This window comes from Allobosea sp. GW823-FHT01F03, assembly GCF_058798075.1.
On sequence record NZ_CM179505.1, the window covers coordinates 2492247 to 2509040 of the forward strand.

Sequence of the window (16794 nt, forward strand, 5' to 3'; positions counted from 1 at the left end):
GGCGGGAGCGGCATGACGGTCGGCGTGAGCGAGACAGGGAGCGGCCTTGCCGCCGGGGCGCATGGCGTCCCGGTCGACGGTCAGCGCCTCGCCGCGGCGCTGCTCAGCGGCTTCGGCCTTTTCGTGATGATCCTGACCTTCCAGCCCTTCGCCGGGGTGCCGGACGCGATCGAACCGGGAGGATCGACCGGCAACATCGTCAACCAGATCGGCTATGTCAGCCTCGCCATCGTCTATCTCGTGGCGATGCTGAAGCTCTGCGAACGCGGGGTCCTGGCGCAGATGGCGACGAGCAGCTGGCTCGTCGTGCTAATGGTCGCGGCCTTCTCGGCCGGGCGGGCGCTGGAACCTGATGCCGCGCTGCGCGCGCTGCTCCTGACCGGTTTCGCCATGGTGCCGGTGCTCGGCGTCCTCGTCTTGCCGCGGCATGAGCGCGATTTCGCCAGCGCGGTGGCAAATGCCGCTCTCGCCGTGCTGGTCCTGGTCTATGTGGCGCTCCTTCTGGCGCCGCAGCTCGCCATCCACGGCTCCGAGGGCGTCGAGGGCGGCCATGCCGGCGACTGGCGCGGCCATCTCACGCATAAGAATTTCGCGGCGCCGGTGTTCTCGATCCTCATCATGTTCGGCATCTATTGCTGGCGCATGGGTCTGAGGCTGCGCGGCTTCGCGATCATCGCCCTCGGCGCGATTTTTGTGCTGAACAGCGGCTCGAAGACGACGATGGGCTTCCTGCCGATCGCGATCGCTCTCGTCCTGTTCGGCCGCGCCCTCGGCCGGCCGCGGCTGATCCTGCTGGGCCATGGCGCGTTGGTGCTGCTGATCGCGGCGCTGACGGTCGGCACGGTGTTCTCGCCCGCCCTGCTGCAGCTTGCGAGCGCGCTGACCTCCGATCCGACCTTCACCGGGCGCGACGAGATCTGGCGCTTCGCCAGCGCGCATATCGGCGAGAAGCCCTGGCTCGGCCATGGCTATTTCAGCTTCTGGCAGACACCGCTGGTCACGGCGCTGGAGGAGAATTTCGAGGCACGCTGGGATATCCGCGGCATCGGCTCGGCCCATAACAGCTATCTCGACGCGATGCTGATGTTCGGGCTTCCGGGGGCGATGCTGGTGATCTTCTGCCTGATGATTCTGCCGCTGCGGAACTATCTGCGGGCGCAGCGCGACCCGGCACGGCAGAAACTCGCCGATCTCTTCGTGATGATCGTGATCTTCATGACCTATGTCGGCATGCTGGAATCGTTCTTCCTCAACCGCGCCGACCCGCTCTGGCTGCTGTTCGCGCTTGCCGTGCTCGGGCTCGAGCTCGCCAGCCGGCTACGGACCAAGAGAGTCTGAGCCGCCGGGGCGAGGGCCGGGTGGAACTCAGCGCGTCGCCGGCACGATGCTTGCTGCGTCCCTGCCACTGGCGGCTTCGGGCGGTCGGTCGCCGAGGACATAGCGCTTCACCTTGAGGAACGGCTTCTCGACACAGAGCCAGGAGAACAGCGCGAAGGCGGTCACGATCGGGGCGGACACCAGGAACAGGATCAGCCCGTCGCCATGGACGAAGTCGAACTTCGCCACCAGCGCCTGCTGAATCGGAAAGCCGTAGAGATAGATGCCGTAGGAGACGTCGAGCTTGCGCAGCAATTCGGGCAGGCGCAGCGGCAGCAGGCCGATATAGATGACGCAATAGGTCAGGAAGGGCGTGACGAGGAAGGCGAGCTCGCGCGGGGCCGACATCAGCGCGAGCGAAATCGCCAGCGCCGCGAGAAAGAGCAGCCAGTGGATCTTCAGGCGGTCGCGCCACTGGAAGTAGATGCAGCCGACGAAGAAATAGAAGACCACCACGGTCCAGTGATAGTTCGCCTCGCTGACGCCGAAGCCATAGGCGTAGGCCGCTACCGTGGCCGCCGCCGACAGGACGACGACGAAGGAGGTGAAGAGCCTGCGACTCCTGACGATGCCGAAGCCGATCATCAGCGCCATCAGGATGTAGCAGTAGAATTCTGGCTTCAGCGTCCAGAGGTTCTGGTTGACCGTGTTCGGCAGCGGGTTGGTCTCGAAGACACCGGGCAGCTCGAAGCGGATACGGCCGACGATGTTGCCGAAATATTCGAGGAAGCGGATGTCGCGGAAATAGTCCGCCAGCAGGAAGGTCGTGAAGATCGGCCCGAGCACCAGGGCCGACAGCGTCACCTCGACGAACAGCGCCGGGATGATCCGGATGAAGCGCAGCGTGATGAAGGGCTTGACCGCGCCGGTGCGCAGGGCGCTGCCGGTGACGAGAAAGCCGCTGAGCGCGAAGAAGGCCGGCACCAGGCTGAGCCGGAACAGGCCCTGCAGCCCTTCCCAGTCCTGGCTCGTATCGGCCCCTGCGACCCAGCCCGAATGCACGGCGAGGATCAGGATGGAGAGGGCGAGCCGCAAGGCATTGAAGCCGGGGCCCTCGCCATTGTTCGCCCTGAGGATGTCCCCGGCGCTGGGCGCGGATCGATAGAAGCTTGGCATGCGCGTCCTGAGCATTTCTGACGGCAGCCCGGGCGGCCAGGCCAGTGTCAGGGTGATGCTCTTGCGCTGATCGCCTTTCAATCGACGAGCGAATTTAACCTTACTGCGGCCGCTCCGAATCGCCCGGCCCGCTGAGTGCGAACCCGTGGCGCGCGAGCAAGGGCCGTTGCGCCGTCGCTTGCGAGAGCATTGCGGCCGGGGCCGCCGCCGGCAAACCGGGTGCGGGTGTGCTCCACCCGCCGCCGGGCTTCAGCCCATGGTCGCCTTCACCGTCTCGACCAGCTGCTTCATCGTGAAGGGCTTGGGCAGGAAGTGGAATTCCTCGCCCTCGGGCAGGTTCTTGCGGAAGGCTTCCTCGGCGTAGCCGGAGACGAAGACGACCTTCGTATCGGGATTGCGCTGGCGCAGTTCGCCGAGCAGGGTCGGGCCGTCCATTTCCGGCATGACGACGTCGGAGATGACGAGGTCGATCTTGCCTTCGTGGCGCAGGAAGATGTCGAGCGCCTCGACGCCGGAGGCCGCCTCGTGGACGGTGTAGCCGCGCGAGACGAGCATGCGGGCGTTGAGCGCACGCACGGCGTCCTCGTCCTCGACCAGGAGGATGACGCCGGCGCCGGTGTGGTCGGCGGCGACGCGCTTGGGCGCTTCCTTCGCCGCCGCCTCGATGGCGAGGTCCTCTTCGCTGGGAATGTAGCGCGGCAGGAAGATCTTGAAGTTCGTGCCGCGGCCGAGGACGGAATCGCAGAAGACGAAGCCGCCGGTCTGCTTGACGATGCCGTAGACCATCGACAGGCCGAGGCCGGTGCCCTTGCCGACCTCCTTGGTGGTGAAGAAGGGCTCGAAGATCTTCTCCAGATGCTCCTGCGCGATGCCGGAGCCGCTATCCTCGACCTCGAGCAGCACATAATCGGCGGCCGGAAGGGCGGCGTGGCCGAGGCCGACGATCTCTTCGGCCGCGACATTGCGGGTCCGTACCTGCAGCTTGCCGCCATCCTGCATGGCGTCGCGCGCATTGACCGCGAGGTTGACCACGACCTGTTCGAGCTGGCCGAGATCGGCCTTCACCGGCCAGAGATCGCGGCCCTGGCGGACATCGAGCGTGATCTTGTCGGCGACGACGCGCTTCAGCATCAGCGAGAGGTCGGAGAGCACGTCGCCGAGCGCCAGCACCTGCGGGCGCAGTGTCTGTCGGCGCGAGAAGGCGAGCAGCTGCCGGACCAGCGCGGCGGCCCGGTAGGCATTCTGCTTGATCTGCATGATGTCCGGGAAGGACGGATCGGTCGGCTTGTGGCTGGCGAGCAGGAACTCCGAGGCGTTGATGATGACCTGCAGCACGTTGTTGAAATCGTGCGCGATGCCGCCGGCGAGCTGGCCGACCGCCTGCATCTTGCCGGCCTGGTCCATATTGTCCTTGAGCTTGCGCTCGGCGGTCGTCTCCAGCGCATAGACGATGGCGCGCTCGCCATCGCTGTCCTCGGTCGCCGGCACGGGCGAGAGATAGAGCCTGGCCGAGCGGCCCTCTTCGCCGGCGAGCGTGAGGTCGAGCGGGGCGATCTCGCCCTTGCCGGCGAGCGCCGCCTCGAAGGCTTCGCCGAGCGCGCCGTTGCCGTTGACGAGTTCCTGGATCGTCGTCGGCTGGCCGCCGCCGGGCGTCAGGCGCGTGAAGGCGGCGTTCGAGCGCAGGATCGCGCCCGTCCGGTCGACCGTGGCGATCGCCATCGGGGTCGCGTGGAAGAAGCGGGCGAAACGTGCCTCCGCATCGCTGCTTGCATCGGCGCCGGCCTCGCCCGCGGCGCGGTTCAGGACCAGAGTGCGCGAGGCGCCGGCACGACCGTCCTGGCCGAAGGCGACCTGGTGATGCAGCCTGACCGGCAGTGACTGGCCGTTGCGGCGGCGCAGATCGACGTCGAGCACCTCGATCCGGACATCGCCGGGCTGGCCGCGAATCGCCTGGATCAGGGCGACGGCGCTGGGCGAGGCGATATCCTCCAGATGCAAGCCCCCGGAGCCGAAACGGGCGAGGTCGTAGTCGAGCCAGCCCGAGAGCGTGGCGTTGAGATAGGGCACCTCGCCATCGGCGTTCATCGAGAGGAAGCCGGCCGGCGCGTGGTCGAGATAGTCGATGGCGTGCTGCAGCTCCTGGAAGGCATTCTCCTGGCGCTCGCGCTCCGGCGTCACGTCGGACACCGTCCACAGCGAGGCGGGCCGGCCGGCGCGGCTGATCGGCGTGACGCGGACGCGATACCAGCCGACCGCGCCGCGCTCGTTCAGGGCGGGCTCGAGCCGGATCTCCTCGGAGAGGCGACGCCCGGCGCGCGCCGCGGTGGCGAGCCGGTAGATCGCCTCCGAAACCTCGGCGCGGCCCTTGAACAGCCGCTCGACGGGCGCGATCTCGCTGGCGTTGCGGGCGCCGGCCAGCGTCAGATAGGTTTCGTTGGCATAGACGATGCGGTCGTCGCTCTCGGTGACGACGACGCCGTCCTCGGCCCCGTCGACGATGATCTTGGTCAAGTCGTTGCGGGCGGCCCGGCCGGAGAATTGCAGCAGCCCGATCGCGAAGGCGAAGAGGCAGAACACGCCGACCACGGAAAGCAAGGCGAGCAGGCCGAGGATCAGCGGCTGGGCCCATTCATTGGCGATGAAGCCGAGCGCGATCGCGGCGCCGACGAGCAGTCCGGCAACCAAGAGGACGATGCCGACATGGCCCGGCCTGTCGGATCGATCGATCGCGGTCGTTGCCGTGCTTGCGGTCATTGCGGCAGATCCGTTTCCTTGTGGTCCGCCCGCTCCCGGCGGGCAGCGGGCGCGGCGATCCTGCGATCGCGCGCCAGCCCGCGAGTTAGGCGCGGCGGCGCTTCAGGCGCAAGACGTAACCGACGACTTCGGCCACCGCCTGGTAGTGTTCGACAGGAATTTCTTCGTCGATCTCGACAGTGGCATAGAGCGCCCGGGCCAGAGGCGGGTTTTCGACGATCGGAATTTCGTGCGCGCCGGCGACCTCGCGGATCTTCAGCGCAATGGCGTCGACGCCCTTGGCGAGGCAGACCGGGGCGCCCTGGCCGTTCTCATATTGCAGCGCGACCGCGAAATGGGTCGGGTTGGTGATGATCACAGTCGCCTTGGGCACCTGCGCCATCATGCGCGAGCGGGCGCGCTGGGCCCGGAGCTGGCGCAGCTTGGCCTTCACCTCGGGATTGCCTTCGGTGTTCTTGTATTCGTCCTTGAGCTCCTGCTTGGTCATGCGCTGGCGCTGGTACCAGGAGAAGCGCTGATAGCCGAAATCGCCGATGGCGATGATGGCGAAGATGGCGAGCACCCCGGCCATCAGCTTGATGGTCAGGACCAGCACGGCCGGCAGCAGCGCGCGCACATCCATCTGCGCGAAGGCCTGGAGGTGGTCGCGCTCGCCCCAGAGCACCATCCAGACCCCGACGCCGACCAGCATGATCTTGGCGAGGCCCTTGGCGAAGTTGACCCAGGCCTCCTTGCCGAAGATCCGTTTCAGGCCGGCCATGGGCGAGATCCGGTTGAATTTCGGCATCAGCGGCTCGGTGGTCCAGAGCGGCTTGTGCTGGATCAGGGCGCCGGCCAGCGCCGCGACGAGGATGAAACCCAGCGGCAGGGCGAGCGCGGTGAAGCCGGTCATCACGCCCTTGGCGGTGACCTGGAAGATGGCGTCGCCGCCGGAGGGCACCTGATGTGCGTTCATCAGGAAGGCGCGCAATTGCAGCGTCGCCTCGCGCGCAGCCGAGCCGGCCGCGATGAGCAAGGCGAGGGTGAAGCCGCAGAGCACGAAGAAGGTGCCGATCTCCTGCGAGCGCGGGACATCGCCCTTCTCGACCGCCTGATCGAGCTTTCGCTGCGTCGGCTCCTCTGTGCGGTCGTCCTTGTCTGGTTCGTCGGCCATGCCCCCTCCGCTCAGAGGCCGGTGAGCTGGCGCAGGAAGGCGCCGAGATCTTCGAGGAAGACGCCCATCATCACCCCGATCGCCGCCAGCAGCACCAGCATGCCGCCGAGGATCGAGGCCGGGATCGCCAGGAAGAAGACCTGCATCTGCGGCATCAGCCGCGCGAGGACGCCGAGACCGAGATTGAACAGCAGTCCGAAGGCGATGAACGGCGCCGAGATCTGCACCGCCAGCGCGAAGCCCCTCGCCATCGCCTTGACCGCCAGGCCGAGCAGGTCGCCGACATCGGGAAAGCCGCCGGGCGGCAGCAACTGGTAGCTCTCATGGATCGCGACCAGCGCGACATGGTGCAGGTCCGAGGCGAGGATCAGCGTGATGCCGAGCATCGAAAGCAGATTGCCGATCGAAGGGTTCTGCATGCCGCCGCTCGGATCGACGGTCATGGCGAAGCCGAGGCCCATGGTCTGGGCGACGATCAGGCCGGCGGTCTGCAGTGCTCCCATGAGCAGGCGGACGCAGGAGCCGAGCGCGAGTCCGATCAGGATCTCGCTGATCAGGAGCCCGCCGAGCCCGGCCGGATCGCTCGGCACGGTGATCGTGCCGCGTGCCATCGGCAACATCACGAGGGCGACGAAAAAGGCGAGGGAGAGCCGGGCCCGCGAGAGGATGAAGCGCTCGCCGATGCCGGGCATCAACATGACCAGAGTGCCGACGCGCGCAAAGACCAACACGAACAGGGCGCTGATCTCGGGCAGGATGGCGATCTGCATCGGCAGCCCAGGGTTTCCGCGCCAGCGACTGCGCCCATCGGTCTTCCGCCCCGGAATGGGGCGGCCGGGCGCGAGAATCACTCGCCCGTGGCGATTCGGACGGCGACCCTGCCCATATAGCCCGCCAGCGCGTCGCCCATGAACGGCAAAAACAGCAGCAGCGCGCCGAAGACTGCGAGGATCTTCGGGACGTAGACCAGGGTCTGTTCCTGGATCTGGGTCAGGGCCTGGAACAGCGAGACCACGAGGCCGACGCCCAGTGCGATCAGCATCAGCGGCGCGCCGGCCTTGAGGAAGACGACGATGCCGTCGCGGGCGACGTCGAGGATGGCTCCGGAGGTCATGGTGCGGTTTCCGACAAGAGCTGTTTCATTTTTGACCGGGGCGCCCGCAATGACAGGCGCGGTTCCAGGAGAATCCGGCCGGTCAGACCGGCATCCGCATGATTTCCTCATAGGCGGCGATGACCCGGTCGCGCACCGCGACCAGTGTCTCGATCGCCGCCTCGCTCTCGGCGACGGCGGTGACGACATCGACGATGTCGGAGCGGCCGGCGGCGACGCTGGCGGTCTGGACATCGGCGGCGCGTGCGCTCTGGGCGGTCGTCTCGAGCGCCTTGCCGAGCAGCGAGGAGAAGTCCGGCATGCCGGCGGCGCCGGCCGTGCCGACGCTGGCGGGCTTCTTCAGCAATCCGCCCGCGCCGATGCCCTGCATCGAGGCGTAGGCGCCGGCGGCGAAACTGGAGGTGGTCATGGCTGGCGTTCCGCTTCGGCTTTGAGGGGCTAGGCGCGCAGGATGTCGATGGTGCGCTGGAGCATCCGGCGCGTCGACGAGATCACGTTGAGGTTGGCCTCGTAGCTGCGCTGGGCCTCGCGCATGTCCATGCTCTCGATCAGCGAGTTGACGTTCGGCAGCTTGACCTGCCCGGTGGCGTCGGCGGCCGGGTGGCCGGGGTCGAGCTTGGTGCGGAAGGCGCCGCGGTCGCGCGCGACCCGGCCGAGTTCGACCACCTGGGCGTCGAGCTCGCGGTCGAGCCGGCCCTGGAAGGTGACGATCTTGCGGCGATAGGGGTCGACCCCGGCGCGATCCGGTGTCGAATCGGCGTTGGCGAGGTTCTCGGCGATGACGCGCATGCGCCCGGCCTGGCCACGCAGGCCGGAAGCTGCCACCGCGATGCTCTTGAGCAGATCCATAGTGCTTCTCCTCAGCGGCCCAATTCTTCGCGGCCCAATTGCTAGCGCCCCTTGCCGATGGCGATCTTCATCAGCCCGAGCCCCTTGCTGTAGAGCGAGGCGGCGAGCTGATAATCGGACTGGTTCTGGGCGACCTTCAGCATCTCGTCCTCGAGATTGACGCTGTTGCCGCTCGGCGTGGTCTCGAAGCGCTTGGGGTCGCGCGGGCCGAAGCCGTTGCTGTTTCCGGCCGGGCCGAGATGGAGCGGCGAGGTCTGCGCCAGCACGACGCTGCCGCCGGCGGGCGAGGGGGCCTTGAGGTCGTGCGGCTTGAAGCGCGGCGTGTCGGCATTGGAGACGTTCTCGGCGAGCAGCTTCTGGCGGCTCTGGTGCCAGTGCATGCGCGTCTTGAGGGCGCCCATCAGGTTCAGGCCGTTGTTCGACATGGCTCCGATCTCCGGCCCCGGGACGCGCCGCATCAGCGCGGAACTGGGAAATTATTGCCGGGTGCATGGTTAACGTCCCGTTAAGATCGGCAATTGGTGACAATCCGGTTAACCATCCGGTAACCATGTCTCCCGAATTCGCGGGCCTTGTGGTATAGGCTGCGGGTTCATCCGCGAGCAGCCTTTAAAAGCAAGGCTGCGCGTGGCTGTCGCGTCGCTTCATGAGGCAAACCTTGCAGACTTTGTTTGGCTTCGAACTCTCGACCGGCCTGCGCTGGATTATCGCCTTCGCGATCGTGCTCGTGCTGGTGGCCCTTTTCGCCTTCATCCTGCGGCGGATCAGCGGTGGACGGCTCAGGTTCAAGGGCCAGGCCAGCGGCAGGACCCGCCAGCCGCGGCTCGGCGTGGTCGACATCCACGACCTCGACAGGCAGCGCCAGCTCGTGCTGGTGCGGCGCGACAATGTCGAGCATCTCGTGATGATCGGCGGGGCCTCCGACGTCGTCATCGAAACCAATATCATGCGCAGCGGGGCGCGGGTCGCGCCGCCGCTGCCGAGCGAGGGGATGTCCGAGCGTCCGCTGGCGCTCGAGCCGCTGGTGCCGCCCGAATTGCCCTTGCGCCCCGAGACTGCCGAAGAGCCGCGCCGTGCGCCGCCATTGGCCGAGCCGGCGCCGATGCCCATCCCCATGATGCCCGAGCCTCCCGCACCAGCGCCTGCGATGCCGGCGCCGCCTCCGCGCCAGCAGCCTTTGCCGCCGCCGCCGCGCCCGACCGCTCAGCCGCTGCCTCCGATCCCGCCGGTGCGCCCTGCGCCGCAACCCGTGGTGCCGCCGGTTGCAGCCGCCGCGGTGGTGGCCTCGGCCGCGGTCGCCCAGAGTGCGCGCGAAGCCGCCGCGGCTGGTCAGGCCGAGCTCGGCGATATGGCCCGCCAGCTCGAGGAGGCACTGAAGCGCCCGTTCTCCGCCGTCCGCCCGTCCGCGGCCGGAGCGCGTTCCGAGGTCGAGCCCTCCCAGCCGGCCGTCCCTCCGGTCGTGCCGGTTCCGCCGGCCGCCAAGATCGCTCCGCCTGCGCCGGTCAGCGAGCCGAAGCCGCCGCTGCCGACTCCGGGCATCCCGGCCTCGTCGCGCCCGGTCCTCGACATGGAGGCCGAGCTGGAAATGGCGCTGGGGCTGAAGCCCGGTCCGGCGCGCCCGGCAGAGGCGCCGATGGTCGTTCCGCCCGTCGTCGCCGCGCCGGAGCGTAAACCGCAGCCCGCCGCCAGCGCCGGGCCTGCGGAGACCGAGCCGGCCAGGGCGGAGACGCCCCGTTCCTCGGCCGAGCCCCCGCCCGCGGCCAAGCCGGAAACGCAGGCCCAATCGCCCGAGGCGGCGCCGCCGGTCTTGCCGGCTGCGCCTGCCGCGGAGTCGAAGCCGGCCGAGGCGAAGCCTTCGGAGGCCAAGGCCGTCGAAGCCAAGGTCGCCGAGGTCAAGCCCGCTGACGTCAAACCCGCCGAGCCCAAACCCGCCGAGCCCAAACCTGCTGAGGCCAAGCTTGCTGAGGCCAAGCCCGTCGAGGCCAAGCCTGTCGAGCCGAAGCCTTCTAAGGCCGTGCCTGCGGAGACCGTGACCGAGGTCGCCAAGGTCGAGCAGCCGGCGCCCGAAGCAGCCAAGCCGGCCGAGCCGAAGCCGGAGGAGACCGATCCGTTCTCCGTCGATGCGATCGAGGCGGAATTCGCGCGCCTGCTCGGGCGCGATCCGAAGCCGAAGGGCTGAGCGGCCCGGCCGGCCCGGCGCCGGCCAGACGGCAGGGGATGAAGGGGCGAAAGCGCTTCGCAGCCCCCCGGCGCATGCACTAGCGTTTTTCCGGCCCGCGCCTTGATTCGGGCAGGGAAGGCGCATGGGCGAGACATATTCCAAGAGATCGGGGATGAGGCAGCGGGCGGGCATGGCCGCGCTCGTCTCGCTGCCGCTCTGCCTGGCGCTGTTCGGCTTGTGGCTGCCCGCCCCGGCACTGGCGCAGACGCTCTCGCTGGATCTCGGTCAGGGGGGTGGCGTCACCGAGCGGGCGCTTCAGTTGATCGCGGTGATCACGGTGCTCTCGCTGGCGCCGTCGATCCTGATCATGGTGACCTCGTTCACGCGCATCGCGGTGGTGCTGTCGCTGCTGCGCTCGGCGATCGGCACGCAGACGGCGCCGCCCAATGCGGTGATCATCGGGCTCGCACTGTTCCTGACCGGCTTCGTGATGACGCCGACGCTGAAGGAGGCCTATCGCGTTGCCGGGGCGCCGCTGATCGCCGGGCAGATCCAGCCGCAGGAAGCCTTCAACCGCGGCATCGTGCCGTTTCGCGACTTCATGCTGAAACATGTCCGCGAGAAGGATCTGACCCTGTTCCTGGAGATGTCGCGCGAGCCGCGGCCGGAGCGGGCCGAGGACATCCAGATCCAGGTGCTGGTGCCGGCTTTCATGATCTCGGAGCTCAGGCGCGCCTTCGAGATCGGCTTCCTGCTGTTCGTGCCCTTCCTGATCATCGACCTCGTGGTCGCCTCGGTGCTGATGTCGGTCGGCATGATGATGCTGCCGCCGGTGACGGTGGCGCTGCCCTTCAAGCTGATCTTCTTCGTGCTGGTCGATGGCTGGGGACTGGTCGCCGGCTCGCTGGTGAAGAGCTATGGGAGTTGATCGGTTCGGCCGCGCGCTTTTTCGGTTTGCGCCCGAACCACGCCGTCGTTCCAGGGCGAGCCGGAATGACGGTGCGGTGGTGTTTCAGTGGCGTGCGCGTTCAGCCCTGGCCGGGGCGGGGCGGCGGCGGCGCGTCTGCGTTGTCGGCCTGGGGCTTGTCGCGGACCGCGCTGGAAAATGCCGGATAGCGTTTGCGATAGGCCTTCAGGAAATCCTGCATCGTGTCGGAGCCGGCGGCAGAGCGCGCGACCTCGCGGATGTCGGCCGCGCTGGCGCGGCTCGCCCCGGTGACGAAGGCGAACAGCCGGGCGTCGGGGCTTTGGGCCATCTTGCCGGCGAATTTGGTGCGCAGGCGGTCGAGCGATAGCGCCTCGTCGGACATGGCATAGGCGATGGCGGCGCGCATCGCGTCGCCGCGTTCGCCGTCGCCGAGTGGGGCCTCGCCGCGCCAGCTTTCGCCGAGGATGCGTTCCAGCGCCTCGCCGGCCTCGCGCCAGCGGCGGCCGTTCCACAGGATGTCGGCGTGCAGCCGGTCGACCTCCGGCCCGCTCTCGCCTTCCAGCAGGTCGAGCGCCTGGTCGGTGCGCGAGAGATCGGAGAGCGCCTTGGCCTCGAGCAGCAGGCGGGCGCGCTTGACGTCGCCGGGCAGCTCGGCGAGGCGGGTCGAAACCAGGGCCTGCAGCGCCTCCGCCGGCCTGCGGTTCATCAGCCGGATCATGGCGAGGCGGGCAGCGACGGTGGATCGCGCGGCGCCGTTCAGGCGCTTCTCCATCTGGTAGTGCAGGATGTCGCCGGCCTGATCGAGCAGGTCGAGTTCGACCAGCCTGTCGGCGAGCAGCCGGGTGATCTCGTCGCCGCGCCGGCCGACCGGCAGGAATTCCTTGAAGTCGTAGAACAGCGCCAGCGCCTCGAGGCGTGGCAGCTTCTCGATGTCGGGATCGCTGAACAGCGCCTCGAAGCGCTGGGCGGTCTCGTCGTGCAGCAGGCGGGTCGCGGGATGGTCGGGGAAGTTCTCGTTCGCCCTCCGGGCGACCTGGAAGGCGTCGCGCCAGCGCTGCTGCTGGGCATAGATGCGCCCGAGTTCGGCCAGGGCCTCGATCTCGATCTCGCCGCCGCGCCAGATCGCCGAGACGGTCTCCAGCCGGGCCGCCGCCTCGTCGACCGAGAGCTCCGGCCGCTTCTCGGCGCGGGCGAGCCTGACGGCGCGCAATTGCGCCTCGGCGGCGACCGGCCGGCTGACGGCCTCGAAAAGCGCACGATAGCCGTTGAGCGCCGCTTCCGGTCGCCCGCTGGCGTCGTCGAGCATGGCCTGCAGCAGTGCGAGGTCCTCGGCCGGGACCAGGCTCGCCGACAGCTCGGCGAGATGGGCGATCTGGCGCTCGGCCACCAGCGTGTCCTGCATGGCGAGTGCGGCGCGGGCCATGGCCGGGCGGAACTGCGCCTGCAGATCGGGCGGATAACCGTCGAGTATCGTCTCGGCCCGCCGGAAGCCGGCGAGGGCCGGAGCGTTGCGGCCGAGCCGCTGCTCGACCAGCGCCCGCCAGAGGCCGATTTCGGCCTCTTCCTTGATCGGGCCGGCGTCGAAGGCCTTCAGCGCCTCGGCATGGCGGTGCATCTGCGTGGCGATCACGCCCTTGAGGAAAAGCGCCTCGCGGTTGCCGCGCATCGCAGGGTCGTCGGCGAGAAGGGCGTTGAGCGGGCCGGCCGCCTCGGGCAGCATCTCGTTGGCGACGAGGAAACGGGCCAGGGCCAACCGGGCTTCCGACTTGCGGCCGCGCGAGGCATCGGCGACATCGCGCAGCAGCTCCTGGGTCCGCGCGCGCACATCGTCGGTGCGCAGGCTCGACCAGCGTTGCGCGTCGAGCAGCGGCGCGGCGGCGCTGTCGGTCGCCTTCTTTTCCGGCTCGTTCGGCTTGTCGGCATCGAGGCTGACGACGAGGCCGCCATTGCGAGCGATCTCCACGGCGTCCGTGCCGGCCCTGACCATGACGTCGTCCGCCAGCGCGCTGACGGCGATGCCATGGGCGGTCTGGGGCAGGCCGAACTCGACGAAACGATATGGCTTGGAGACGGCACGGGTCGGGCCGAGCGCGGTCGCGACCGCCATTGGCGCGCCGCCGTCACGATTCTCGAGCCAGTGCACGCCGGTCATGCCGGGAACCGGGACGGCAACCACGATCTGGCCGCGCTCATCGGTTTCGCGCCGCGGCGCCAGAGCCGAGGCCGGCTTGCCGAGCTTTTCGCCGAAGGAGAGCGACCAGCTCGCGCCGTCATCGGAAAGGCGTGTGATCTGCTGGCTGCGGGTACGCAGGCGCAGCACGGTGACCTTGGCCTCCCGAGTCACGGTGACGTCGCGGATCAAGGCGGGCAGCAGGCCTTTCAGCCGGTCGGGATCGAGCGTGTCGCGAGTGTCGAAGACGAGCGTCACCAGTCCGGGCTCGGCGAAGGCAGCGGCGCCGGTGGGGCGGGAAAAGCGGAAATCGAGGCGGCCACCATCGCCATTGGCGACGGCGCTGACGATAATGTCCCTCGGGGCCGGGTCGACCGCAGCCGGAGCCGCGACTGGCGCAGGGACTGCAGGGGCAGCGGGTGCCGCCAGCGGGGTCGCGGGAGTGGCGGCCGCACTCGCGGGCGCTGCCTTCGGTTGCACGGCCGCTGCCTGCGGCGGCGCGGCCGGCTGCGAACCGCGGGCGGCAGTGCCGGCCTCCAGGGCCGACAGCGTCAGTGCCGTCGCCGCTGCCGGGTGGGCGAGATCGACGGTCCAGCCATGGTCCTCGCGAAAGCTGCGCAGCTCGCGTTCCTTGGGAACGCTGAAGACGAGCTCGGTGCCGCCGCCTTCGTTCCCGGAGCTTTCCAGGGTGAAGCCCGCCGGCAGCAGCGAACGGATCTTCCCTGCCTCGAGCTGCAGCGGCTGGTCGAAGGCGAGCGTCAGCTGGCCATTGTCGAGCCGGGGGGTCAGTTGCGCCTCGGCAGGCGCGTTGAACATCAGCCGGTCGAGCGTCGGCAGGCGCACGCTGCGGAAGCCGAGCGGCTTCGGCTCCGGCGCCGGGGCGCGGGCGGTATCGCGTGCCCGCGACTCGGCGAGGCGGAGGCGCTTGGTCAGCTCGGCGAGGACTTCGGGCGGCAGGCCCGGCAATTGCCCGACCCAGTTCTCGGGCAGGAGGTCGATGAAGGCGCGGTCGCCCGCTTCGAGCAGGTTTGCGCGATAGGTCTTGGCGAGTGCGAAGCGCAGGCCCCGGCCATCCGGATCGACCCGCGCCAGCGAGACATAGGCCGGGAGTTCCCTGGAAATACGGCTGGGGTCGACCTTCACCGGTTGGCTGAAGCCGACGACCAGCACGCCGTTGGAGACGCGCGCCCGGGTCGTGATCGGCTCGTCGAAGGTGAAGGCGAGGCGACCGAAGCCGGCCTGCATCGCCTCGCCACGCAGTTCGGCATTGGCGGCCAGGGCCGACTGGCTCTGGCCGAGCGCAAGGCTCATCGCCGCCAGACCGATGCCGAAGCTCAGGGACCGCAGGATACGCAAGACTGCCACTCAACCCCAACGCGACCAGACGGGCATGGAAACAACGCTCCACCCCGGGGGCGACGCTAGCCCGTCAAGGATAACGGGCGGTTAAGGGGCGCCGGCAAGGGATGCGCGGGGAGGGCGGTGGATCCTTACAATGCGCAGGCATCGTCGCCCGACCCGGTTTCCCGAACCGTCGGCTGGCTGATCAGGTCTTGGCGAGCGGTGCTCCGGCAATCAGATCCAGAGCTTCGCCATATTCCCGGCGAAGGCGGGCTTGTGCCGTCTGCGGCAGTTTCGAGAGGCGGACCTCGTCGCTCTGGTCCCTGACATCCGCTTCCATCACGAGGCGCGCAAGCGGATTGGCCGTCGCGCGTTCGACATAGGCGAGATACTCCTCCTCTTCGGCGCGCATGAGCGAGGCGATCGCCTCGACCGTCTTCACCGAATAGCCCTCATCGGCCAGTCGTCCGAGTGTCCAATCGGTGCTCCTGACGACGTCGTGCAGAGCGGCGATCACGGCCAGTTGCTCGTGTCCTGCGAAGAGAAAGCCCGCCATGACCCGCATTGGGTGGGCGATGGAAGGCATGCCCGTCCTGTCCTGCTGACCAGAGTGCGCCTCGGCCGCGATCTCGATAGCTCGATTGACTGCTCTCATCCCTCTTCTCCTGCGCATGTTGCCAAGGCAACGGCGGAGAACGCGACGCGAATTGTGCCGGTATCTTCGGCTAAGCTAAGCGTCCTCATGGGTCGGCGAGGTCTGGGCAGTGTGTCGGAAAAATCCGAGAAGCGCAAATCAAGCGGCTCGGCTCGGCTCATCGGCCGTTACGCCACGGCCTCTTGCAGGGCACGGGGCTGCGACCGCCGCCGGCGCCCCAGCCGCCGGTCGTCGTCAGGGCGTGCTCTCGTATTTCCGCGAGGTGTAGTCGCGCGCGCTGCGGGCCAGATGCCTTGCCAGCGCCCGTACCGCCGGTGGCAGGTTCCGGCCTTTCCGCACGCAGATCTTGACGCAGGCCCGCTGTAGATTGCGCCCCTGGATCGGGATGCCGATCAGGCGCCCCTCGGCGACGTCGCGCTGGATCGAGAAACTGGTCACGACGCTGGCGCCCATGCCGGCCCGGGCGAAGCAACGCAACGACTCGATCGAGTTCGTGACCAGCGCCGGCTTCAGCTCGATGCCGGTCGCCGCGGCGACGTCGTCGACGAGGCGCCTGATGCCGAAGGTCCGGTCGGGCAAGGCCAGACGCAGCGCGCCGATCTCGGCGATGGTCGCCGAGCAGCGCGTTGCGAAGGCATCACCGGGGCGGACGGCCACGACCAGCGGGTCGGCGATTTCCGCCAGCGAGGCGACACTGCGATGCAGCGTCGGGTTGAACGCCACCACCAGGTCGGCCTCGTCATGCAGGAGGCGCTGCACGAGCTGGTCCGAGCTTGCGATCATCACCTCGAAGCCCACCGAAGGATGCGCTTCGGAAAAACGCGCCAAAGCGGGATAGAAGAAATCGTCGATCGCGCCCTCGACGGTCCAGGCCCGGACATGGCCACGCTTGATGCCCTGCAGCTCCTCGATGGTCGAACGGGCCCGCTGGACGCAGTTCAGGACGGTGCGCGCCGTTTCCAGCACCGCGGCGCCGGCCGTGGTCAGGCGCATGCCGCGCGCCCGGCGTTCGAAAAGGGCTGCGCTGTATTCCTCCTCGAGGCCGGCGATCTGGCGGCTGACCGCCGACGGGGCGACACGCAGCGCGTCAGCCGCTTCACGGACCGAGCCATGATCGGCGACGGCGGCGAAGTATCTGTATCGGGTGAGGGACATTGGAGGGAGCCTTGCGGCCCG

Annotated in this window: 14 protein-coding genes; 3 read left to right on the plus strand and 11 right to left on the minus strand. The window is 68.5% G+C overall.

All coding sequences use genetic code 11. The features are described from left to right. The first annotated feature begins 24 nt into the window (after positions 1-24). Positions 25-1338 carry an O-antigen ligase family protein gene (locus AC3RCC_RS11865; protein WP_492258524.1) on the plus strand — a complete coding sequence of 438 codons (1314 nt, stop codon included), beginning with the start codon at positions 25-27 and terminating at the stop codon, positions 1336-1338. Between the two features lie 27 nt (positions 1339-1365). On the opposite strand, the gene AC3RCC_RS11870 is transcribed toward AC3RCC_RS11865, so the two are convergent. The 8 genes from AC3RCC_RS11870 to flgB all read right to left on the minus strand — a co-directional run bounded on the left by AC3RCC_RS11870 (position 1366) and on the right by flgB (position 8788). Next, complete coding sequence (locus AC3RCC_RS11870) at positions 1366-2493, minus strand: acyltransferase family protein (protein WP_492258525.1); 1128 nt, start codon at positions 2491-2493, stop codon at positions 1366-1368. 249 nt (positions 2494-2742) lie between these two features. After that, on the minus strand, positions 2743-5247 hold the full coding sequence (cckA, locus tag AC3RCC_RS11875) for a cell cycle histidine kinase CckA (protein WP_291646757.1): 2505 nt from the start codon (positions 5245-5247) through the stop codon (positions 2743-2745). 85 nt (positions 5248-5332) lie between these two features. Beyond that, entirely contained in the window at positions 5333-6400 is a 1068-nt protein-coding gene (gene flhB / locus AC3RCC_RS11880) for a flagellar biosynthesis protein FlhB (RefSeq protein WP_291646755.1), read from the minus strand. An 11-nt stretch (positions 6401-6411) separates the two neighbouring features. Further along, positions 6412-7170 carry a flagellar biosynthetic protein FliR gene (gene fliR, locus AC3RCC_RS11885; protein ID WP_291634399.1) on the minus strand — a complete coding sequence of 253 codons (759 nt, stop codon included), beginning with the start codon at positions 7168-7170 and terminating at the stop codon, positions 6412-6414. A gap of 77 nt (positions 7171-7247) precedes the next feature. Further along, positions 7248-7514 (minus strand): flagellar biosynthesis protein FliQ, encoded by a 267-nt coding sequence (gene fliQ, locus AC3RCC_RS11890; RefSeq protein WP_291634401.1) that lies wholly within the window; start codon positions 7512-7514, stop codon positions 7248-7250. An 82-nt stretch (positions 7515-7596) separates the two neighbouring features. After that, entirely contained in the window at positions 7597-7923 is a 327-nt protein-coding gene (gene fliE / locus AC3RCC_RS11895) for a flagellar hook-basal body complex protein FliE (RefSeq protein ID WP_291634403.1), read from the minus strand. A gap of 29 nt (positions 7924-7952) precedes the next feature. After that, a complete protein-coding gene (gene flgC / locus AC3RCC_RS11900; RefSeq protein WP_492258526.1) occupies positions 7953-8363 on the minus strand; it encodes a flagellar basal body rod protein FlgC in 411 nt (136 codons plus the stop codon). Positions 8364-8404: 41 nt separating this feature from the next. Next, positions 8405-8788: a flagellar basal body rod protein FlgB gene (gene flgB, locus AC3RCC_RS11905; protein ID WP_492258527.1), complete on the minus strand. Its 384-nt coding sequence runs from the start codon at positions 8786-8788 to the stop codon at positions 8405-8407. Between the two features lie 233 nt (positions 8789-9021). On the opposite strand from flgB, the gene AC3RCC_RS11910 reads away from it, so the two are divergent. Together AC3RCC_RS11910 and fliP are read left to right on the plus strand one after the other, a co-directional pair. Further along, positions 9022-10542: a flagellar biosynthetic protein FliO gene (locus AC3RCC_RS11910; protein WP_492258528.1), complete on the plus strand. Its 1521-nt coding sequence runs from the start codon at positions 9022-9024 to the stop codon at positions 10540-10542. A gap of 154 nt (positions 10543-10696) precedes the next feature. Then, entirely contained in the window at positions 10697-11452 is a 756-nt protein-coding gene (gene fliP, locus AC3RCC_RS11915; protein ID WP_465247465.1) for a flagellar type III secretion system pore protein FliP, read from the plus strand. Between the two features lie 100 nt (positions 11453-11552). On the opposite strand, the gene AC3RCC_RS11920 is transcribed toward fliP, so the two are convergent. From AC3RCC_RS11920 to AC3RCC_RS11930, 3 genes are all read right to left on the minus strand, one after another. Further along, positions 11553-14978 (minus strand): hypothetical protein, encoded by a 3426-nt coding sequence (locus tag AC3RCC_RS11920; RefSeq protein ID WP_492258529.1) that lies wholly within the window; start codon positions 14976-14978, stop codon positions 11553-11555. 190 nt (positions 14979-15168) lie between these two features. Continuing rightward, positions 15169-15549, minus strand: a complete 381-nt coding sequence (locus AC3RCC_RS11925) for a GTP pyrophosphokinase (RefSeq protein WP_492258530.1) — start codon at positions 15547-15549, stop codon at positions 15169-15171. Between the two features lie 303 nt (positions 15550-15852). Beyond that, the gene (locus tag AC3RCC_RS11930) at positions 15853-16773 is read right to left on the minus strand and encodes a LysR family transcriptional regulator (RefSeq protein WP_291646741.1); all 921 of its coding nucleotides are present in this window, start codon (positions 16771-16773) and stop codon (positions 15853-15855) included. Positions 16774-16794 lie beyond the last annotated feature (21 nt).